The organism is Actinomadura sp. WAC 06369, from assembly GCF_003947565.1.
GTDB lineage: Bacteria > Actinomycetota > Actinomycetes > Streptosporangiales > Streptosporangiaceae > Spirillospora > Spirillospora rifamycini.
Window position 1 is genome coordinate 1 of record NZ_QHJN01000144.1, and the last position, 20,598, is coordinate 20,598.

19 protein-coding genes and 1 pseudogene are annotated in these 20,598 nt (G+C 75.3%); 12 read left to right on the plus strand and 8 right to left on the minus strand.

Annotated elements, in window-relative coordinates:
* Positions 1–1,477, plus strand: a 1,477-nt coding sequence (locus tag DMH08_RS30170; RefSeq protein WP_125619319.1) for a glycoside hydrolase family 2 protein, incomplete at its 5' end; no start/stop codon positions are given.
* A gap of 3 nt (positions 1,478–1,480) precedes the next feature.
* On the opposite strand, the gene DMH08_RS30175 is transcribed toward DMH08_RS30170, so the two are convergent.
* Entirely contained in the window at positions 1,481–2,464 is a 984-nt protein-coding gene (locus DMH08_RS30175; RefSeq protein WP_125619321.1) for a DUF2804 domain-containing protein, read from the minus strand.
* 115 nt (positions 2,465–2,579) lie between these two features.
* Between DMH08_RS30175 and hpnC the strand changes: the two genes are divergently transcribed.
* The 6 genes from hpnC to hpnH are packed head-to-tail and all read left to right on the plus strand — an operon-like array spanning position 2,580 to position 9,776.
* The gene (gene hpnC, locus DMH08_RS30180; protein ID WP_084549715.1) at positions 2,580–3,446 is read left to right on the plus strand and encodes a squalene synthase HpnC; all 867 of its coding nucleotides are present in this window, start codon (positions 2,580–2,582) and stop codon (positions 3,444–3,446) included.
* Complete coding sequence (gene hpnD / locus DMH08_RS30185) at positions 3,443–4,360, plus strand: presqualene diphosphate synthase HpnD (RefSeq protein ID WP_051300026.1); 918 nt, start codon at positions 3,443–3,445, stop codon at positions 4,358–4,360. The genes hpnC and hpnD overlap by 4 nt, the downstream gene beginning before the upstream one ends.
* Complete coding sequence (hpnE, locus tag DMH08_RS30190; RefSeq protein WP_233617895.1) at positions 4,357–5,676, plus strand: hydroxysqualene dehydroxylase HpnE; 1,320 nt, start codon at positions 4,357–4,359, stop codon at positions 5,674–5,676. Before hpnD ends, hpnE begins: the two co-directional genes overlap by 4 nt.
* Positions 5,673–6,752, plus strand: coding sequence for a polyprenyl synthetase family protein (locus DMH08_RS30195; protein ID WP_026400580.1), 1,080 nt, complete (start codon positions 5,673–5,675; stop codon positions 6,750–6,752). The genes hpnE and DMH08_RS30195 overlap by 4 nt, the downstream gene beginning before the upstream one ends.
* Positions 6,752–8,695 carry a squalene--hopene cyclase gene (gene shc / locus DMH08_RS30200; protein WP_125619323.1) on the plus strand — a complete coding sequence of 648 codons (1,944 nt, stop codon included), beginning with the start codon at positions 6,752–6,754 and terminating at the stop codon, positions 8,693–8,695. Before DMH08_RS30195 ends, shc begins: the two co-directional genes overlap by 1 nt.
* A gap of 1 nt (position 8,696) precedes the next feature.
* Entirely contained in the window at positions 8,697–9,776 is a 1,080-nt protein-coding gene (gene hpnH / locus DMH08_RS30205; RefSeq protein WP_125619325.1) for an adenosyl-hopene transferase HpnH, read from the plus strand.
* Here hpnH and DMH08_RS30210 read toward each other — a convergent pair.
* Positions 9,689–11,596: pseudogene (locus DMH08_RS30210) on the minus strand (phosphatase PAP2 family protein); the annotation flags it as partial. The gene hpnH and the pseudogene DMH08_RS30210 sit on opposite strands and share 88 nt — an antisense overlap.
* Before the next feature lie 221 nt (positions 11,597–11,817).
* On the opposite strand from DMH08_RS30210, the gene DMH08_RS30215 reads away from it, so the two are divergent.
* Complete coding sequence (locus DMH08_RS30215) at positions 11,818–12,474, plus strand: PadR family transcriptional regulator (RefSeq protein WP_233617896.1); 657 nt, start codon at positions 11,818–11,820, stop codon at positions 12,472–12,474.
* A gap of 5 nt (positions 12,475–12,479) precedes the next feature.
* Positions 12,480–13,007 (plus strand): DUF1707 SHOCT-like domain-containing protein, encoded by a 528-nt coding sequence (locus DMH08_RS30220; protein WP_125619342.1) that lies wholly within the window; start codon positions 12,480–12,482, stop codon positions 13,005–13,007.
* A gap of 2 nt (positions 13,008–13,009) precedes the next feature.
* On the opposite strand, the gene DMH08_RS40440 is transcribed toward DMH08_RS30220, so the two are convergent.
* The 4 genes from DMH08_RS40440 to edd form a co-directional block, all read right to left on the minus strand.
* A complete protein-coding gene (locus DMH08_RS40440) occupies positions 13,010–13,171 on the minus strand; it encodes a hypothetical protein (RefSeq protein ID WP_158642416.1) in 162 nt (53 codons plus the stop codon).
* 276 nt (positions 13,172–13,447) lie between these two features.
* Positions 13,448–14,068 carry a bifunctional 4-hydroxy-2-oxoglutarate aldolase/2-dehydro-3-deoxy-phosphogluconate aldolase gene (gene eda, locus DMH08_RS30230; RefSeq protein ID WP_125619333.1) on the minus strand — a complete coding sequence of 207 codons (621 nt, stop codon included), beginning with the start codon at positions 14,066–14,068 and terminating at the stop codon, positions 13,448–13,450.
* Positions 14,065–15,051 (minus strand): glucokinase, encoded by a 987-nt coding sequence (gene glk / locus DMH08_RS30235; protein WP_125619334.1) that lies wholly within the window; start codon positions 15,049–15,051, stop codon positions 14,065–14,067. The genes eda and glk overlap by 4 nt, the downstream gene beginning before the upstream one ends.
* Positions 15,048–16,865: a phosphogluconate dehydratase gene (gene edd, locus DMH08_RS30240; RefSeq protein WP_026400586.1), complete on the minus strand. Its 1,818-nt coding sequence runs from the start codon at positions 16,863–16,865 to the stop codon at positions 15,048–15,050. The genes glk and edd overlap by 4 nt, the downstream gene beginning before the upstream one ends.
* 157 nt (positions 16,866–17,022) lie before the next feature.
* On the opposite strand from edd, the gene DMH08_RS30245 reads away from it, so the two are divergent.
* Entirely contained in the window at positions 17,023–18,135 is a 1,113-nt protein-coding gene (locus DMH08_RS30245; RefSeq protein WP_026400587.1) for an ROK family transcriptional regulator, read from the plus strand.
* A 13-nt stretch (positions 18,136–18,148) separates the two neighbouring features.
* On the opposite strand, the gene DMH08_RS30250 is transcribed toward DMH08_RS30245, so the two are convergent.
* Together DMH08_RS30250 and DMH08_RS30255 are read right to left on the minus strand one after the other, a co-directional pair.
* A complete protein-coding gene (locus DMH08_RS30250) occupies positions 18,149–18,556 on the minus strand; it encodes a hypothetical protein (protein WP_125619336.1) in 408 nt (135 codons plus the stop codon).
* Positions 18,556–19,110: a hypothetical protein gene (locus DMH08_RS30255; protein ID WP_125619338.1), complete on the minus strand. Its 555-nt coding sequence runs from the start codon at positions 19,108–19,110 to the stop codon at positions 18,556–18,558. Before DMH08_RS30255 ends, DMH08_RS30250 begins: the two co-directional genes overlap by 1 nt.
* Positions 19,111–19,459: 349 nt before the next feature.
* Here DMH08_RS30255 and DMH08_RS30260 point away from each other — a divergent pair, with 349 nt between their 5' ends.
* A complete protein-coding gene (locus DMH08_RS30260) occupies positions 19,460–20,179 on the plus strand; it encodes a hypothetical protein (protein WP_125619340.1) in 720 nt (239 codons plus the stop codon).
* A gap of 2 nt (positions 20,180–20,181) precedes the next feature.
* Positions 20,182–20,598, plus strand: a 417-nt coding sequence (locus DMH08_RS30265; protein ID WP_158642417.1) for a J domain-containing protein, incomplete at its 3' end; no start/stop codon positions are given.

Below are 20,598 nucleotides of genomic sequence, written 5' to 3' on the forward strand. Positions count from 1 at the left end.
GCAGGTAGCCGCCGTCGTGCGTCCCCGCTTCGGCGCCGTCGACCAGTGGTGCCGGGTGACGGTGAACGGCGCCGAGGCGGGGACGCACGACGGCGGCTACCTGCCGTTCGCGTTCGACGTCACCGGGCTGCTCCGCGACGGCGGGGCGCCGAACACGCTCGTCGTCGAGGTGCGCGACCCGTCCGACACCGGCGACCGGGGGCGGGGCAAGCAGCGGCTGGAGCGCGGCGGCATCTGGTACACGCCGCAGTCGGGCATCTGGCAGACGGTGTGGGCGGAGCGGGTGCCCGACCTGCACGTGGAGCGGCTGACGCTCGTCCCGCACCTGGACGACTCGTGCGTCGAGGTCACCGTCCACGCCGCGGGCGGCGAGGCCCGGGTGGCGGTGGACGCGGACGGACGGACGGTGGCGCGCGCCCAAGCGCCTGCGGGGACACCGGTACGGATACCGTTGGACGACGTCCGCGAATGGACGCCCGAGGACCCGTTCCTTTACGACGTCACCGTCGAACTGGGCGACGACATCGTGCGGAGCTACTTCGGCATGCGTTCGTTCGGGGTCGGCCCGGACGAGAACGGGGTCCCGCGCCTTCTCCTCAACGGGCGCCCGTACTTCCACGCGGGCGTCCTCGACCAGGGGTACTGGCCGGACGGGCTGTACACGGCGCCGTCCGACGCGGCCCTGGTGCACGACATCGCGACGATGAAGCGGCTCGGTTTCACGATGCTGCGCAAGCACATCAAGGTGGAGCCGCTGCGCTGGTACCACCACTGCGACCGCCTCGGCGTCCTCGTCTGGCAGGACTGCGTGAACGGCGGCGGCCCGTACCGCCCCGAGATCGTGACGGCCCCGGCGTTCCTGCCCGTCCGGCTGGACGACTCCGGCGACCGGGGGCACCGGCGGTTCGGGCGGGCGGACGCGGCGGCGCGCGAGCGGTTCCGGGAGGAGCTGCGCGGGACCGTCGAGCACCTGCGCAACGTCGTGAGCATCGCGGTGTGGGTGCCGTTCAACGAGGGCTGGGGGCAGTTCGACGCGGCGGGCGTCGCCCGGGAGGTGGCGGAGCTCGACCCGACGCGGACCGTCGACCACGCGAGCGGATGGCACGACCAGGGCGGCGGCGACCTGCGGAGCCTGCACGTCTACTTCCGCCGGTTCCGGGTGCCGCGGCGGCGCGACGGCCGGGTGCTGGTGCTGTCGGAGTACGGCGGGTACAACCTGCGGGTCGACGGGCACGCGTGGAACGACGAGGACTTCGGCTACCGGCGGTTCCACGACGCGGCGCGGCTCGGCGGGGCGTTCGCGCGGCTGCACGCGCGGGAGATCGTCCCGGCGATCCCGCGCGGGCTGAGCGCGACGGTGTACACGCAGCTGTCGGACGTCGAGGACGAGCTGAACGGGCTGCTCACCTACGACCGGCGGGTGTGCAAGCTGCCGGAGCGGCTCGTGCGCGGCGTGAACCGGCGGCTCCGGCTGTAGGCGTCACCAGCGCTGGCGGGCCTCCTCGGCCCAGCCGGTGAGGCCGTCGAGGTCGATCCAGGCGCCGTCGTCGGTGCGGGCGCGGCCGGTGAACGTACCGAAGCACTGGTGGGTCTCGCTGCCGACGACGCCCAGTTCCGTCTTCGCGACCTTCTCGTGGAACGGGTGGAACTCGGCCTGCACGCGCGGGCCGGTGATCGTCCAGGGGCGGAGCCAGTCGGTGCGGTCGTAGTCCCAGTCGAGCTCGTCGCCGATCTTGTGCAGGCGGCCGTTCACGAACAGGGCGTTCTCCGTCATGCCGGTGCCGTCGGTCCACTGGCCGCCGAGCTGCAGGGCGAGACCGGGCGCCGCGGCGGCCGCCCAGTTCCACGTCATCCGGTACGGCCACTTGCCGCGCCCGTGGTCGAGGACGGCGAACGCGTCGCCGGCCTTCACCTCGACGGCGCCGGACGGCAGCCGCAGCGTGCCGTGGACGGGCCGGCCCACGTCCTTCACCGTGTACTGGAAGCGGTTCGCGGTCCACGGGACGACGACGCCGAGCGACTCGTGCCCGTCCGGCACCGGCACCGTGAGGTCGAGGTCGACGCCGATGGCGGGCGCGACGGCCCGCAGCCGGGTGCCGTCCCGCTCCTCGCGGGCGCCGACCGCGACGCCGCCGCCGCGCACGGACGCGGTGCCGGTGCCGCTGCGGTCGGGGAAGGACGCGCCGCGCGCGAACGGGACGACCGCGTCCCGGGCCAGTTCCTCGCCGGTCTCGCGGTCGAGGACGTACACGCCGTGGACGCCCGCGTAGTCGAGCGAGGACGCGACGAGCCCCACGATGTGGTGCGGCGTGACGATCCCCCAGTACTCCCACCGCTTGGCGCGGCCCCAGCCGCGCAGGTTGGCGCGGTGCAGGGGGCGGCGCGTCCAGCCGACGGCGGCGGGGTTCAGCCGCCCGTCGGGCAGGCAGAGGTCGACGGGCCGGACGATCTCTCGCTCGCGCATCCCCCGAGGCTATCGGGGTCGCCGCGGGCCCGGTCACCCGGTCCGACACGCGCACGATTCACCAAGTCCATACCTTGATCAGAGTTTTTCGGGTGCCGTGCGCGCTCATCTCACAGTGGTGATCACTGATTCGTCCTGGAACGCCGAGGAGCACGACCGGGCGCTGGCCGGGCTCGCGGCGCGGGAGAACTTCCCGGTGGCGGCGCGGCTGCTGCCCCGGCGGCACCGGGCCGATCTGCTGGCGGTGTACGGGTTCGCCCGGCTCGTCGACGACATCGGGGACGAGGCGCCGGAGGAGCAGCGGGGCAAGCTGCTGCAACTGGTGGACGACGACCTGGACCGGGTGTACGCGGGCGTCGCGCCCGAACTGCCGCAGCTCCGCAGGCTGGCGCGGACCGTCCGCGCGCGGGCCGTACCGCAGGACCCGTTCCGCCGGATCGTCCAGGCGAACCGGCAGGACCAGACCGTCCACCGGTACGAGACGTGGGACGAGCTGGTCGCGTACTGCCGGCTCTCGGCGGACCCGGTGGGCCGGATCGTCCTGCACGTGTTCGGTGCGGACGGCCGGGGGCTGGAGGAGGCGTCCGACCGGGTCTGCACGGCGCTGCAGGTGATCGAGCACTGCCAGGACGTCGGGGAGGACTTCCGGCGCGGCCGGGTGTACCTGCCGGCGGCGGACCTGCGGCGGTTCGGCTGCACGGACGGCGACCTGGGGCGGACGAGGACGCCGACGCGGCTGCGGGGCGTCGTGGCGCTGGAGGCGGCACGGGCCCGCGACCTGCTGGACCGGGGGGCGCCGCCGCTGATGGCGGGGCTGTCGGGGTGGGCGCGGTTCGCCGTGGCGGGATACGTGGCCGGGGGCCGCGCGGCGCTCGGCGGGCTGGCGCGGGGCCGCTACGACGTCCTGTCGGGGGCGCCGCGTCCGCGCCGGGCCGCGCTGGCGGCCGGTTGGGCACGCGCATTGGGGAGGGGTGAGCGATGACGGTCTCGGAGGCGTGCGAGCGGTCCGAGCGTGTGGTGGAGGCGTATCGGCACTGCGAGCGGGTGGTGCGCGAGGAGGCCCGCAACTTCGGCTACGGGATCCGGCTGATGCCCGTCCCGAAGCGGCGGGCGATGAGCGCCGTCTACGCGTTCGCGCGGGGGGTCGACGACATCGGGGACGGGCCGGAGCCGGCGTGCGTGCGGCTCGACCTGCTGGACCGGTCGCGGGGCCGGATCGCGGCGGTGCGGGACGTCCTGGAGCGGCGGGCGGACGCGGCGGTGCTGGAGGGGCATCCGGTGCTGACGGCGCTCGCGGACGCGGCGGCCCGCTACCCGATCCCGCTGGAGGCGTTCGACGAGCTGATCGACGGCTGCGAGAGCGACGTGCGCGGCGCGGACTACGAGACGTTCGACGACCTGCTCGGGTACTGCCGGCAGGTGGCGGGGACGGTCGGCCGGCTGTCGCTCGCGATCTTCGGGTCGCAGGGGCGGCTGCGCGCGGAGGCGCTCGCCGACTCCCTCGGCATCGCGTTACAGCTCACCAACATCCTGCGGGACCTGCGCGAGGACCGGCTCGCGGGGCGCATCTACGTGCCGACCGAGGACCTGAAGCGGTTCGACTGCACGCTGGACCTGGACGACTCCGGCATGTTCGTCGACCCGCCGTGGCGGTTGAACGAGCTGGTGGCGTTCCAGGCGGATCGCGCGCGGACCTGGTACGCGGAGGGCATGCGGCTGCTTCCGCTGCTGGACCGCCGCAGCGCGGCCTGCACCGCCGCCATGGCCGGGATCTACCGGCGGCTGCTGGAGAACATCGCGGCGCGGCCCGCGACCGCGCTGAACACCCGGGCGTCCCTGCCGACGTGGCAGAAGGCGGTCGTGGCGGCGCGCGCGCTGACGGGGGTGGAGCGGTGAGCGTGGTGATCGTGGGCGGCGGCCTCGCCGGCATCAGCGCGGCGATCGCGCTGCGGGAGGCGGGCGTCCCGGTGACGCTGCTGGAGGCGCGGCCCTGGCTGGGCGGCGCGACGCACTCGTTCGAGCGCGGCGAGTTGAGCGTCGACAACGGGCAGCACGTGTTCCTGCGCTGCTGCACCGCGTACCAGGGGCTGCTGCAGCGGCTCGGCGCCGACCACCTCGTGGACGTCCAGGACCGGTTCGACGTGACGGTGCTGCGGCCCGGCGCGGCGGCGGCGCGGCTGACGCGGTCGCGGCTGCCGGGCCCGCTGCACCTGCTGCCCGCGCTGGCGGGCTACCCGCACCTGGCGCCCGGCGAGCGGCTGCGGGCGATGCGGGGGGCGGCGGCGCTGCGGCGGCTCGACCCGGAGGACGCGCGGCTCGACCGGATCGCGGCCGGGCCGTGGCTGGCGGCGCGGGGGCAGTCCCGGTGGGCGCGCGAGGCGCTGTGGGGGCTGTTCATCACGGCGGCGCTCAACGCGGAGGTGGACGACGCCGCGCTGGGGCTGTCGGCGCTGGTGTGCCGCCGCGCGCTGTTCGGCCGCGCGGACGCCGCCGACATCGGCGTCCCGGTCGTCCCGCTGGAGGAGCTGCACGGCGGCCCGGCGCTGCGCCGCATCGCCGAGATGGGCGGCACGGTCCGGCTGAAGGCGAAGGTCGAGGCGGTCACCGCCGACCCGAAGGTCGTGGTGGACGGCGTCCCGATCGCGGCGGACGCGGTGATCGTCGCGGTGCCGCACGACGCGGCGGCGAAGGTGCTGCCCGCGGAGGCGCTGCCGGACCCGCTGCGCTGGCGGGAGCTGGACTCGAGCCCGATCGTCAACGTGCACGTCGTCTACGACCGTCCGGTCATGGGCGAGCCGTTCGCCGCGGCGGTGGGCTCGCCGGTCCAGTGGGTCTTCGACCGGACGGGGGTGAGCGGCCTGCGGGACGGCCAGTACCTGGCGGTCTCGCTGTCGGCCGCCGACCGCTGGATCGACCGGCCGACCGCGGAGCTGCGCGACCGGTTCGTCCCGGAGCTGGCGCGGCTGCTGCCCGCCGCGCGGGACGCCCGGGTGCGGGAGCTGTTCGTGACGCGGGAGCGGCGCGCGACGTTCCGGCAGCGTCCCGGCAGCGGGGCGGTGCGCCCGGCAGCCGCCACGAGGGCCCCGGGCCTGTTCCTGGCCGGCGCGTGGACCGACACGGGCTGGCCCGACACCATGGAGGGCGCAGTGCGCAGCGGCCTGACCGCCGCTCGGCTGGTCCGCCGCCACCTGGAGGGGGTGAGGGACCGGTGACGACCGTTCCGGTCTCGATGACCGATGTCCGGGGGCTGGTCGACGGGGCGCTGCGCGCCGCGGTCGGCCGCCTCGATCCGCGCACCTACCGGGTCGCGGCCTACCATCTCGGCTGGGCCGACGCGGAGGGGCACCCGCGGGCGGCCCCGGCGGGCAAGGCGCTGCGGCCCGCGCTGGCGCTGCTGTCGGCGCGGGCGGCGGGCGCGCCGCAGGAGGGCGCGCTGCCGGCCGCGGTCGCCGTGGAGCTGACGCACGCGTTCTCGCTGCTGCACGACGACATCATGGACGGCGACCGCACCCGCCGGCACCGGCCCGCGGCGTGGGCGGTGTTCGGCGAGGCCGACGCGATCCTCGCGGGCGACGCGCTGCTGTCGCTGGCGGGCGAGGTGCTGCTGGAGGCGCCCGGGCAGGGCTCGGGCCGCGCGGCGCGCTCCCTCGCGGCCGCGACGCGGCGGCTCATCGGCGGGCAGGCCCGCGACCTGGAGTTCGAGTCGCGCCGCACCGTCGGCCTGGACGAGTGCGTGGCGATGGCGTCGGACAAGACGGCCGCGCTGCTGGCGTGCTCGTGCGCGATCGGCGCCGTCCTGGACGGGGCGCCCGAGCCGCTGTGCACCGCGCTCGCCGAGTTCGGCGCCGACCTCGGCATCGCGTTCCAGCTCGTCGACGACCTGCTCGGCATCTGGGGCGACCCGAAGGTCACCGGCAAGCCCGCGCTGTCGGACCTGCGGTCGCGCAAGCTGTCGCTGCCGGTCGTGGCCGCGCTGAACGCCGGGACGCCGCAGTCCGAGCGGCTCGCCGGCCTGTACGCGGCGCCGCCCGGCGCGGACGACGCCGACGGGGAGGCGGCCCGCGACGCGGCCCGCGACGTCGCCGACGACGCGGCCGACGCGGAACTCGCCCGGCTGGAGGAGATGGCGCGGCTCGTCGAGGCGTCCGGCGGGCGGGCCTGGGCCGAGGCGGAGGCGGGCCGCCGCGTCGAGCGCGCCGCCGCCCGGATCGCGTCGGCGGGCCTGCCCGCCGCGGTCCGCGAGGAGTTCCTGCACATCGCCGACTTCGTCACAGGACGGGATCACTGATGACGACGACAGAACCGACGGAAAGCACCGGAACGGCACCGAAGACCACGACGAAGACGAAGCAGAAGTCGGCGGCGGCGGCCGCGGCGGCGGCGGTGCGGACGCCCGCCGAGGCGCTCGCCGCCGCCCGCGACCGCCTGCTCGCCCTCCAGTCCCCCGAGGGCTGGTGGAAGGGCGAGCTCCAGACGAACGTCACGATGGACGCCGAGGACCTGCTGCTGCGCGAGTTCCTCGGCGTCCGCACCGCGGACGACACGCGGGAGGCGGCCCGCTGGATCCGCTCGCAGCAGACCGCGGACGGCACGTGGGCGACCTTCCACGGCGGCCCGTCCGACCTGTCCACCACCGTCGAGGCGTACGTGGCGCTGCGGCTCGCCGGGGACGCCCCCGACGAGCCGCACATGGAGCGGGCGTCCGCGTACGTCCGGGCGAACGGCGGGGTGCCCGCGACGCGGGTGTTCACGAGGTTCTGGCTGGCGATGTTCGGCGAGTGGTCCTGGGACGACCTGCCGGTGCTGCCGCCGGAGCTGGTGTTCCTGCCGCGCTGGTTCCCGCTGAACGTGTACGACTTCGCGTGCTGGGCGCGGCAGACGATCGTCCCGCTGACGGTCGTCGGGTCGCTGCGTCCCGTCCGGCCGCTGCCGTTCGACCTGCCGGAGCTGCGGGCCGCGCGCACCGCGCGTCCGTCCGGGCGGCGGGGGCTGCCGGGCTGGGACGAGGCGTTCCGGGCGCTCGACCGGGCGCTGCACGTGTACGAGCGGCGCCCCGTCCGGGGGCTGCGGGACGCGGCGCTGCGCCGCGCCGGCGAGTGGATCATCGCGCGGCAGGAGGCGGACGGCTGCTGGGGCGGCATCCAGCCGCCGTGGGTGTACTCGCTGATCGCGCTGCACCTGCTCGGCTACCGCAACGACCACCCGATCATGAAGCGGGGGCTCGCGGGCCTGGAGCGGTTCACGATCCGCGACGGCGAGGGCCGCCGCCTGGAGGCGTGCCAGTCGCCCGTGTGGGACACGGTCCTGGCGATGAACGCGCTCGCCGACGCGGGCGTCCCCGGCGACGACCCGGCGCAGCGGCGCGCCGCCGCGTGGGTGCTCGGCGAGGAGGTCCACGGGCCCGGCGACTGGTCGGTGCGGCGCCCGGGGCTGCCGCCCGGCGGGTGGGCGTTCGAGTTCGACAACGACGTCTACCCCGACACCGACGACACCGCCGAGGCGATCCTCGCGCTCGACCGCGTCGGGTTCCCGGACGCCGAGCCCGCGATCGAGCGGGCCGTCCGCTGGATGGCCGGGATGGCGTCGAAGGACGGCGGGTTCGCCGCGTTCGACGCCGACAACACCCGCGGGCTGTGCCGGCGGCTGCCGTTCTGCGACTTCGGCGAGGTCATCGACCCGCCGTCCGCCGACGTCACCGCGCACGTCGTCGAGGCCCTCGCCCGGCGCGGCATGGCCGACTCGCTCACCGTGAAGCGCGCCGTGGTGTGGCTGCTGAAGGCGCAGGAGCGGGACGGCTCGTGGTTCGGCCGCTGGGGCGCCAACCACGTGTACGGGACGGGCGCCGTGGTGCCCGCGCTGATCGCGGCGGGCGTCCGGCCGGAGAAGCCCGCGATCCGCCGCGCCGTCCGGTGGCTGGAGCGCCACCAGCGGGCCGACGGCGGCTGGGGCGAGGACCTGCGCTCCTACGACGACCCGGGATGGATCGGGCGCGGCGCGTCGACGCCGTCGCAGACCGCGTGGGCGCTGCTGGCCCTGCTCGCCGCCGGCGAGCGCGGCCCGGCCGTCGACCGCGGCGTCCGCTGGCTGGTCGACCGGCAGCGGCCGGACGGCACGTGGGACGAGGACCACTTCACCGGCACCGGATTCCCCGGCGACTTCTACATCAACTACCACCTGTACCGGCTGGTGTTCCCCGTCAGCGCGCTCGGCCGGTACGTCCGGGAGACCTGACATGGGCATGCCACTCCGCCAGAGCCTGCGCGTCGGCGGGTACGTCCTCAAGAACAAGCTGGCCCGGCGGGACAGGTTCCCGCTGCTGCTCGAACTGGAGCCGCTGTTCGCCTGCAACCTCGCGTGCGCCGGGTGCGGCAAGATCCAGCACCCGGCGGACGTCCTCAAGCAGCGGATGCCGGTCGAGCAGGCGCTGGCCGCCGTCCGCGAGTGCGGCGCGCCGATGGTGTCGATCGCCGGCGGCGAACCGCTCATGCACCCGAAGATCGGCGAGCTGGTCGGCGAGCTGGTCCGGATGCGGCGGTACGTGTTCCTGTGCACGAACGCCGCGCTCATCCCGCGGAAGATCGACCGGTTCGAGCCGTCGCCGTACTTCGCGTGGGCCGTGCACATCGACGGGCTCCGCGAACGGCACGACGCGTCCGTCTGCAAGGACGGCGTGTTCGACGAGGCCGTCGCCGCCATCAGGATGTGCAAGGAGCGCGGGTTCCGGGTCACGACGAACACGACCGTGTTCAACACCGACACCCCGCAGACCGTCATCGAGGTGCTGAACTACCTCAACGACGACCTGGGCGTCGACCAGATGATGATCTCGCCGGCCTACGCGTACGAGAAGGCGCCCGACCAGGAGCACTTCCTCGGCGTCCAGGAGACCCGGTCGCTGTTCCAGAAGGCGTTCGCGAACGGCAACCGGAAGCGCTGGCGGTTCAACCACTCGCCGCTGTTCCTCGACTTCCTGGAGGGGAAGGTCGATTTCCCCTGCACGGCGTGGGCGATCCCGTCGTACTCGCTCAAGGGCTGGCAGCGTCCCTGCTACCTGATGGACGACGGGTACGCCGAGACGTACCGGGAGCTGCTCGAGGACACCGACTGGGACGCCTACGGCCGCGGCCGCGACCCGCGCTGCGCGAACTGCATGGCGCGGAGGTCGTCGATGACGGCGCCGATCGCGGCGGTGAGGGCGTCGGCGTCGTCGACCAGGCCCGGGTCGAGCGAGACGCCGAAGCACAGCTCCCGGGAGACGCCGAGCGCGGCGACGGCGAGGGGCGCGCCGGGCGCGAGCGGGACGACCGGGTAGACGGCGGCGAGCGGGGCGCCCGCCAGGCGCAGCGGGCCGCCCGGCCCCGGCAGGCTCGACACGATGCCCTGCAGGAAGCGCTCGCTGTAGGCGGCGCGGGCGAACCGGGCGTGCAGCGGCACCGGCATCAGCCGGGCCGCCTGGCGCATCACGAACCACGCGGCCAGCGCGCGGGTCCCCGACCGCAGCACCTTGCAGCGGCGGGCGATGTCGGCGAGCCGCGCGGTCTCGGGCATCGCGCCGATCGGCAGGTCGACCATGACGGCGCTGGTGTGGTTGCCCTCCATCGCGCCGCCGGGCGCCCGCATCATCAGCGGGACGGCGACGCGGCAGGTGCCGCGCCCGTCCGCGCCGGGGCGGGCGGCGCGGTGCAGGGCGCCCGCGACCGCGCACAGCACCACGTCCGTCACGCGGACGCCGTGCCGCCGGGACACGTCCCGGACGAGGTCGAGCGGCAGGTGCAGGGTGCCGAAGCGGCGCTCGGGGGTGCCGGCGGCGGGCAGCCGGGCGGGCGGGGCCACGTCGATCGCGAGCTGGCCGAGGCCGACCGCGGTGCCGACGGCCGCGGCGAGCGCCGTCCGGACGCGGCCGCGGCGCGGCCCGGCGGGGGCCGGGTCCTGCGGCGGCTCCATCAGCGCGGCGGCCTGCGCGACGACGCCGACGCCGTCCGCGACGACGTGGTGCATGAGGAACACGACGGCGGTGCGGCCCGGTTCGGCGCCGCGCACCAGCAGCATCCGCCACAGCGGCCGGTCGCGGGGGAACGGCTCGGCCTGCACGCGGGCGATCACCTCGCGCAGCCCGTCCATGCCGTCGACGCGCAGTTCGGCGACGTGCCAGTCCCAGTCGACGGCCGGCTGGTCGCGCCAGACGGGCCGCCGCCAGCGCCCGGCGCCGTGCGGGCGCTGCCGGAACCGGGGCAGCCGGTCCATCCGCTCGGCGACGAGCCGGATCAGGTCGGCGCGGTGCAGCGGGTCGCGGGACGTGTCCAGCATGATGACGCCGCCGGTGTGCTGCGGCGCCCGCTCGGTCTCGACGGCGAGGAAGAACGCGTCCGGGGCGCGGACGCGCTCGGCCGACGGGCGCGCGAGCCGCTCGGCCGCGTACACCGACACGGCCACGAGCGGGACGGCGGCGAGCGCGTCCACCACGAAGTGGTTCGCGGTCGCCATGATGACGTACCCGGTCACGATGATGTGGACGGTATTGACGGCCTGCACCGACCGGTGCGCCTTCACGCGCGCGAGCTCGACGCCGACCCACAGCGTCCACGCCATGTGCAGGGACGGCAGCGCGGCGAACCGGTCGGCGTGCTCGACCAGCGGCGAGCCCCACGACCCCCAGGTGCCGCCGAGCCGGACGGTGTCGACGAAGCCGAGGTCGGGCATCAGCCGGGGCGGCATCACCGGGTACAGCGCGAAGCACGCGAGCGCGATGACGTTGAGCAGGACGAACGCGGTGCGGGCCGTCCGGTACCGGTCGGGGTGGCGCACGAACAGCCAGACGAGCAGCGCCAGGGCGCTCGCCACGTAGGTGATCGCGTACTCGTAGTTGGCCAGGACCCGGACGAGGGACTGGTCCGCGAGCCACTCGTTGAGGGTGAGCTCCACGTCGAGGTGCAGCGCCCGCTCGATGTCGTACAGCGTCTCCCCGTGTGCGCGCGCGAGCCGCGTCCGAGGCTCTTCGGGCAGCATCGCCACGAGCAGGTACAGCGCGAACAGCGCGAGCCCCAGCAGCACCTCGCCGAAGGCGTGGGCGCGGGCGGCGCCGCCCCGGGTCAGGACCGCATCGCGCGCCGTCACGGCTCCGTCTGTCCCCATCGTCCCCCCACAATCCGCCTGTTACCCAGGTTTTCCGAGGTCAGACGGCCGTGACCGGAATCGGGGATCTTGTCCGCCGGCGGGCCCGGACGGACGACCGGGCGGGCCGGCGCGGGATTCCGCGGGAACGAACTGGCCGTACCGTACGTCTTCGATATATCGTTGTCGTATCGCGAGAGCTCAAAGAGAGATCTCAGAAGGCGGTGAAGAACATGCGTCACATGCACGGAGGACCGTGGGGCAGGGGCGGCATGCCGGGCTTCGGCCCGCTGTTCGGCGGCGGGCCCGGGCCCGGCCCGTGGGGCCCGCCCGGCTTCGGTCCCGGCGGGCCCGGCGGCCCCGGTCCGCGCCCGCCGTGGGCGCACGGCCGGCGCGGCGGCCCGTGGGGCCGCGGGGCCAAGGCCCGCAAGGGCAACGTCCGCGCGGCGATCCTCGCGCTGCTCGCCGAGGAGCCGCGCAACGGCTACCAGATCATCCAGGAGATCGCCGAGCGCAGCGAGCACGCCTGGCGGCCCAGCCCGGGCGCCGTCTACCCGGCCCTTCAGCAGCTCGCCGACGAGGGGCTGATCGCCGGTGAGGAGGCCGGCGGCCGCCGCGCCTACCGGCTCACCGACGCGGGCCGCGCCCACGTCGAGGAGCACGCCGACGACCTGCGCGAGCCGTGGGCGGCGATGTCGTGGGACTTCGGCGAGGGCGTGCCCGAGCTGTTCAAGCAGGCCGCGCAGACGGGAGCCGCGGTCATGCAGGTCGTCCACTCGGGCCGCCCCGAGCAGCTCGACCGGGCGCGGGACGTCCTGTCCCGGGCGCGCCGCGACCTGTACCGGATCCTCGCCGACGACGCCGACCCGGGCCCGGACGCAGCGGAGGAGGGGCCGTGAGCGACATGACCCGCACCGGCGACCCACGCACCGGAACGCCGCTCGACGGGCTGCGCATCGGCGACACCGAGCGGGACGCGGTCGTGGTCGCGCTGCACGACCACTTCGCCGCGGGCCGGCTCGACCGCGGGGAGCTCGACGAGCGCATGGACGCCGCGCTGGCCGCGAAGACGCGCGGCGACCTGCGCGCGCTCGTCCGGGACCTGCCGCCGCCGCACGGCCTCCCCGAGGCCGCGGAGGACCGGCCCCGCCCCGCGCCCGTCCCCGGGCGGGTGCCGTGGGGCCGCCCGGGCCTGATGCACGCGGACCCGCACCGCATGCACCGGCAACGCATGCACGAGCACCGCATGCACTGGCACAGGCACGCGCACGGGCACGGGCCGCCGTCCCCGGCGTTCCCGCTGCTGCTCGGCGTGTTCCTCGTCCTGACGTTCACGGTCGGCGCGGGCACGGGCCTCCTCGCCGTCCTCGGGATCGCGATGGCGGTGTGGCTCGCGCGGGCGGTCCGCGTCGCCGCGACCCTCCGGCGCTAGCGTCAGGCGGCCGAAAGGGGGGTGCAGGGGGCCGGGACGGCGTCGCGGAGCGCGCGCAGCCCCGGGTCGACGATCGGGTTGCCGCGCCCGCCGCGCCGGACGCAGGTCAGCAGGCGGCGCGGCGGCGACGTGCCGACCGGCGGGACCCGGACGGCCCCCTCCACCGGCCCGCCGGCCAGCCGCGCGGAACCCCGCGCGGCGAATATTGCACGGTGTCATGCGGAAATGTGAAAAACGGCAACGATCGTGGCTGTGCAGACTGCCGTCATTACTCAGTGCAGCACGGAACCACGCCCCACGATCGTCTCCCGGCACCTCACCAGCGACTGCCTCGTCGTGTGGACGCGCTGTTCCTGCGGGCGCCTGCGCATGGACCTCGTGCCGGACGGGCCCGGCGAATCGCGCCTGTCCGCCGGGCCCTGTCCGCACCCGCCCTCCGGCTAGCGGAGGGCGGCGGCCTCCGCGGCGAGCCCGCGGATCCTGTCCCAGTCGCCGGACCGGACGGCGTCCGCCGGGGTCAGCCACGTCCCGCCGACGCACCCGACGTTCGGCAGCGCGAGGTAGTCGGCGGCGTTGCCGGGCTTCACCCCGCCGGTCGGGCAGAACCGGACCTGCGGGAGCGGCCCGTTCAGCGCCTTCAGGTACGGGATGCCGCCGGCGGGCTCGGCCGGGAAGAACTTCATCGCGGTGACGCCCGCCTCGAGCAGCGCGATCGCCTCCGAGGCGGTCGCGGCGCCCGGCAGGAACGGCAGGCCCGTCGCGGCCATCGCGGTCTGGAGGCGCTCGGTGCAGCCGGGGCTGACCAGGAAGCGGGCGCCCGCGGCGGCCGAGCGCTCGGCGTCGTCCGGGCGGACGACCGTCCCGGCGCCGACGACCGCGTCCGGGACCTCCGTCGCGATCCGCGTGATCGCCTCGATCGCGGCCGGCGTCCGCAGCGTCACCTCGATCGCCGGCAGGCCGCCCGCGACGAGCGCGCGCGCCAGCGGCACGGCGGCGTCGGCGTCGTCCAGGACGACGACGGGGATGACGGGCGCGAGGTCGAACAGGTCTTCGGCGTTCAAGCGGTCTCCAAGGGTCGTGCGGGTTCGGGAGCGGTCTGCGCCAGCCGCAGGGCGGCGCCGACCAGCGCCGGTCCGGGGTGGACGATCAGTGCCGTCGGGATCGCGCGCAGGTACCCCTCGACGGGAGGCTTCCCCTCGAACCGGGCGCGGAACGCGCTCTCCTTCAGGACGTCGGCGATGCGCGGCAGGATCCCGCCGCCGAGGTAGACGCCGCCCGTCGCGCCGATCGTCAGCGCGACGTTGCCGGCGAGCGAGCCGAGCAGCCCGCAGAACATCGCGAGGGTCTGCGCGCAGCGGGCGTCCGCCTTGCGCTCGACGATCTGCGCGGGCGTCACCGGCTCGGCCCGGACCCCGTCGATGATCGCGAGGTAGCGGTGGATGCGGGCGAGGCCGTCCCCCGACAGCAGGAACTCGGCGGTCGCGGCGCCGCGCTCGGCGCGCAGCAGCCGGACGACCTCGACCTCCCGGTCGGTCCCGGCGGGCGCGTCGACCTGGCCGCCCTCCCCCGGCAGCGGCAGCCAGCCGCCGCCCGGCGCCGGGACGAGCCCGCCGACGCCGAGGCCGGTGCCGGGGCCGACGACCGCGAGCGGGCCGTCCGCCGCCGGGTACCGGTCGCCGACCGGGACCAGGTCGTCGGCGGCCAGCCGGGGCAGCGACATCGCGAGGCCCGCGAAGTCGTTGACGATCTCCAGGTGCGGCAGGCCGAGGCGTTCGCGCACGTCCTCGGGGGTGCCGACGGGCCAGTTCGCGTTCGTCAGGTGGAACGTCCCGCCGGTGACGGGCCCCGCGACCGCCAGGCACGCGGCGGACGGCCGCACGCCCGGGGCGTGCCGGGACAGGTACGCCGCCGCGGCGGCCGCGAGGTCGGCGTGCTCGCGGGTGGGCAGCGCGCGGACGTCGCGGGGCGCGCCGTCCGGGCCGTCCACGAGCGCGAACCGCGCGTTCGTCCCGCCGATGTCGCCGACGAGCCAGGGAGCGCTCACCGGAACACCCCGGCGCCGCGCTCCGCCGGGCCGACCGCCGCGCGGAAGGCCGCGAACAGCTCGCGTCCGGTGCCCCACCCGCGGTCGGGGTCGGGCACGCCCCCCTCCGGCTCCCGCGCGGCGAACTCCTCGTCGGGCACCAGCACCTCGAGCAGGCCCTTGTCGGCGTCGAGCCGGACGACGTCGCCGTCCCGGACGCGCGCGAGCGGGCCGCCCGCGGCCGCCTCGGGCGACGCGTGGATCGCGGCGGGCACGGCCCCCGACGCGCCCGAGAGCCGCCCGTCCGTCACCAGCGCGACCTTGTGGCCGCGGTCCTGCAGGACGCCGAGCGGCGTGATCAGCCGGTGCAGTTCGGGCATCCCGTCGGCGCGCGGGCCCTGCAGCCGGACGACCGCGACGACGTCCCGGTCGAGCTCCCCCGCGGCGAACGCGTCCTGCAACCGCTCCTGCGACTCGAAGACCCGTGCCGGGGCCTCGACCGCCCGGTGCTCGGGCCGGACCGCGGACACCTTGACCACCGCGCGGCCCAGGTTGCCGCGGACCGTCCGCAGGCCGCCGTGCGTGTCGAACGGCTCCGCGACGGGGCGCAGGACGGCCGGGTCGCCCGTGGCGGCGGGGCCGTCCTCCCAGACGACGCGGCCGCCGTCGAGCCGCGGCACCTTCCGGTACTCGGCGAGGGTGGCGCCGCCGACCGTGCGGGCGTCCTCGTGCAGCAGCCCGGCGTCGATCAGCTCGCCGATGAGGAACGCGGTGCCGCCCGCGGCGTGGAAGTGGTTGATGTCGGCCGTGCCGGACGGGTACAGCTGCGTGAGCATCGGGGTGACCTGCGACAGCTCGTCGAAGTCGTCCCAGGTCAGCTCGATGCCCGCGGCGGCGGCCATCGCGGGCAGGTGCAGCGTGTGGTTCGTGGAGCCGCCGGTCGCGAGCAGCGCGACGATCGCGTTGGCGAACGCGCGCTCGTCCAGCATCTCGCCGACCGGGGTGTACTCGTCGGCGAGGTCGGTGATCTGCAGGACGCGGCGCCCGGCGGCGGCGGTGAGCCCCTCGCGCAGGTCGGTGCCCGGCGGGACGAAGCTCGCGCCCGGCAGGTGCAGGCCCATGACCTCCATGAGGAGCTGGTTGGAGTTCGCGGTGCCGTAGAAGGTGCAGGTGCCCGGCGAGTGGTAGGACGCGGCCTCCGCGGCGAGCAGCTCGTCGCGGCCGATCTCCCCGGCGGCGTAGCGCTTGCGGACCTTCGCCTTCTCCGCGTTCGGCAGCCCGGACGCCATCGGCCCGGCGGGCACGAGGACCGCAGGCAGGTGCCCGAACGACAGCGCGCCGATCACGAGCCCGGGGACGATCTTGTCGCAGACCCCGAGCAGCAGCATGCCGTCGAACATGTCGTGCGAGAGGGCCACCGCCGTCGCCATCGCCACCACGTCCCGGCTGAACAGCGACAGCTCCATGCCCGCGCGGCCCTGCGTGATGCCGTCGCACATGGCCGGGACGCCGCCCGCGAACTGCGCGGTGCCGCCCGCCCGGCGGATCGCGGCCTTCAGGACGTCCGGGTAGTCCTTGAGCGGCTGGTGCGCCGACAGCATGTCGTTGTAGGACGACACGATCGCGATGTTGGGCGTGACGTCGCCGCGCAGCCACAGCTTGTCCTGGACGCCGCACGCCGCGAAGCCGTGCGCGAGGTTCGCGCACCCCATGCCGCCGCGCACCGGGCCCTCCGTACGGGCGTCGCGGATCCGGCCCAGGTACTCCTCGCGGCGGTCGGCGCTCCGCTCCGCGATGCGCCGCGTCACCTCTGCCAGCACGGGATGCACAGCCATTCGATGCTCCAGACGGGGGGATGGACAGGGGAAGCCCGTTTCGAAAACTACCGAGACATAAGCTGTGCGCACAACCCACTTAGAAAGTCTGACTTACAAAAGTCTTCGAGGTTTCACCAACTGGACGCACCGAAGACCCGCGTGCTTGACTGGCCGGATGCCCGTCACCCCGGCCACGACCGGCGACGTGCTCCGCCTCATCCGCGAGCACGGCGTCGACACCCGCGCGGACATCGCGCGCCACACCGGACTGTCGCGTCCCACCGTGGCGTCCCGCGTCGCCGACCTCATCGGCCGCGGCCTCGTGGTGGAGCGCGCCGACGGACCGTCCACCGGCGGCCGTCCCCCCGCCCGCCTGCGGTTCCACGCGGCCGGCGGGGCGGTCCTGGTCGCCAACCTCGGCCAGTCCCGCGGGCAGCTCGCCGTCTGCGACCTCGCCGGGACGATCCTCGCCCGCGCCGACGGGCCCCCGGCCGACGTCTCCCCCGACACCACCATCCCGAACCTGCTCGACCTGTGGTGCGCGCTCCTCAAGGACGCGGGCGTCCCGGCCGAGGCCGTCCGGGGCGTCGGCCTCGGCGTCCCGGACGCCGTCGAGCACGTCGCGGGCCGCTGGGACGCCGTCGAGATCGGCCCGCGCGTCCGCGCGCGGTTCGACGTCCCCGCCTACCTCGACAACGAGGTCAACGCGGCCGCCCTCGGCGAGCACCAGGCGCACCCGGGCGTGGACGACCTGCTGTTCGTGAAGATCTCCACCGGCATCGGCGCCGCGATCATCGCGGGCGGCGCCATCCAGCGCGGCGCGCTGGGCGCGGCCGGGGAGATCGCGCACGTGCCCGTCCCGACCGAGACCGAGCGGCCGTGCCGCTGCGGCAACGTCAACTGCGTCGAGGCGGTCGCGGGCGGCGCCGCGCTGCTCGCCCGCTCGCCCGCCGCCGACCTGCCCGCCCTCGCCGCGCTGGCCCGCGCCGGCGACCCCGCCACCGTCGCGCTGCTGCGCGACGCGGGCCGCCGCATCGGCGAGGTCGTCGCCACCGCCGTCAACCTGCTGAACCCCGCGGTCGTCGTGCTCGGCGGCGACCTCGTCGGCGCGGACGAACCGCTCATCGCGGGCCTGCGGGAGATCGTCTACCGCCGCGCCACGGGCCTGGCCACCCGCAGCCTGCGCATCGAGCCCGCCCGCCTCGGCGAGACCGCCGGCCTGACCGGCTGCGCCGCGATGGTCCTCGGCAAGATCCTCTCCCCCACCGCCGTCGACGCCGCGACCTGAGCGGCGGCCGCCGTCAGGGCGCTTCGGCGTCCGGCCGGTCGGCGTCCCAGCGCAGGCCGGACTCCGTTCCCGCCTCCGCCGGCGGCCGGGAGTCTTGGTCGACGAACCATTCGGGGCGGCCGAGGCGGTCGCGCCGGACGCCGGCGGCCGCGGTGCGGTTGCGGCCCTCGGGGTCGACCGAGTCCAGCTCTTCCTCGATGTGCGTCTCGATCAGGTCCAGCGGGGACACCCCCGCCTCGGCGGCGTCCCGCCGCAGCGCGTCGACGTAGTCCGCCAGGACGTCCTCGGGGAGGACGAGACGTGGCCGCCGGTGGAGCGGCCGCCCGGCGCGGGCGGTCACCTCGTAGACGCCGGGCGCCGCCCCGGTGACGGTGTACCCGAGGCGGCGGAGCCGGGCGACGAGACCGGCGGCCACGTCCATCAGCAGTGCGACCCGGACGGATAGCTCGTGATGATGTTGTTGTTGCTGCCGACGACCATCTTGAAGATCTGCTGGCGCACGACCTGATTGGTCCGGATGTTCCGGAGGTACAGGACCCGCGAGTAGCACGACTTTCCGCCGCTGTGCTTCGACCTGTCGGGATCGGAGGTGTTGTGGCTCATCGCGAGGTCGGCGATGTCCCGCCAATTCTGGTACGTCCCGGCCGCCATGCGCTCGAAGTCGCCCCTGTGGCGCCACAGGATGTGCCGGTACCCCCAAGTCGGGGACGAACTGTGCTTCGGGCCGCCGCAGCGCAGCGCGAAGTCGACGACGCGGTTCTTGGTGAACAACCGCACCAGCTTCTGCGGGTCGGTGTTGCGCCCGCAGGCGCCCCACGGCGGCGCCGCCTGCACCTGGACCCGCCCCGCCTCCGACGCCGGGCTCGCCGCCCACGCCAGCCGATCGCCCGACGAAGGCGCGGCCTGCGCCGGCGCCGCACCGGCCGTGCCGACAATGGCGGCGACGACGGATGCGCAGAAAAGTTTGGCTCGCATGCGCGACATCGTATATTGCACTCCCTGCCATTCGACACCCACTTTCCGCTGCACTCGCAAAACGTGGGGATAAGTGAGTTTCCAAGCAAGTCGAATGGGAACAAAATAATAAATCCAGGCAATGTCGCTAGAAATACGTCGATCACCGTCGACCGCCGGCCGTCCGGCTCGTCGCCGGCCTCGCCTCCGCGAGGGGCCGTCCGCGGGGCGGCTTCGCCCGCGAGGCGACCGGCACGGCCCGCGCCCCCGGCCGATCCCGGCCGGGACCGCTCCGGTAACTTCATCGACGTCCCCGCCCCGTTCGCATTAACCTGATCAAGCAGTGTCACAACGAGGTCAGGGGCGGTGCATGGACTCGTTCTTCCCGGCGGTGCCGTCGGGCTCCGGCACTCCCGCGGCACGAGGCGGCGGCGGCCTCACCGGGCGCGCCGCGCCCGGTGTCCACCGGCCGGGCGAGATGTCGCTCGGCGGCGACGGCACCCGCACGCAGCACTGGGAGAGCATCGGCCCCCGCACCCGCCGGCGCCTGGCCGAACTGTCGGGCACCGCCATTGACTGGTTCGCCAACGTCGACGGGTCGAGCGGTGACGGCCGCAGCTACGCCGTCACCTTCGGGGAGTCGGGCCTGTCGATCGCCGAGCCCCGCGTGAACACCGACCACCGCCCGGTCTACGCGATCTCGTCCTTCCAGTTCGCGCCGGGCTCCCTGCGGCACGTCCAGGTGCACCACCGTCCCGGGCCCCGCGCGGCCGGGCCGTCCGCCCCCGGGGAGGCGCCCCCGGACCTCGGCCTGACCCGCCTGGCCCGCGGCGTGCTCGGCAACCTGCCGCCGCAGGCGCAGGAACTGCTCCAGGCCCCCTTCCTCTCCGGCCGGCAGGTCCAGAGCAACGACTGGTACTACCAGGGGTTCGAGCACCGCTTCGACGTCTTCTTCTTCTACCTGGCCGGCGCGAAGGACGTGACGGTCGCCGCCGGATCCATGATCGTCCCGGCGGGTCACACCCCCGCCACCGCGCACTGGACGCTCACCTGCTACCGGGCCTCGGTGGCACGAAGGATCGGCCGCTGACCTTGTCCACCCTGTTCGGCGAACTGCAGGGCAACGACGCCTACGAGATCCTGGGCGTCCGCCCGGACGCCTCGGCGGACGAGATCCGGCGGGCCTGGCGGAAGCAGGCGAGCGCGCACCACCCCGACCGGGTCACCGACCCGGAGGCCAAGGCCGCGGCCGAGGACCGCCTCCGCCTGATCAACGCCGCCCGCGACGTCCTCACCACCCGGCGCGCGGCCTACGACGGCGCGCGCCGCGGCCCCGCGGCGGACCGCCCGGAGGCGGACGGCCCCGGCGTCCACGACCCGTGGGAGGAGGCCGAGGAGGTCGCCGAGGACCCCTGGGACACCGCCGCGCCCGGGACGCCCGCCACCGGAGCGCCGAACGACCCGTGGGCGGGCGCGTACGCGGGACGCCGCCCCCCGCCGCCTCCCTAC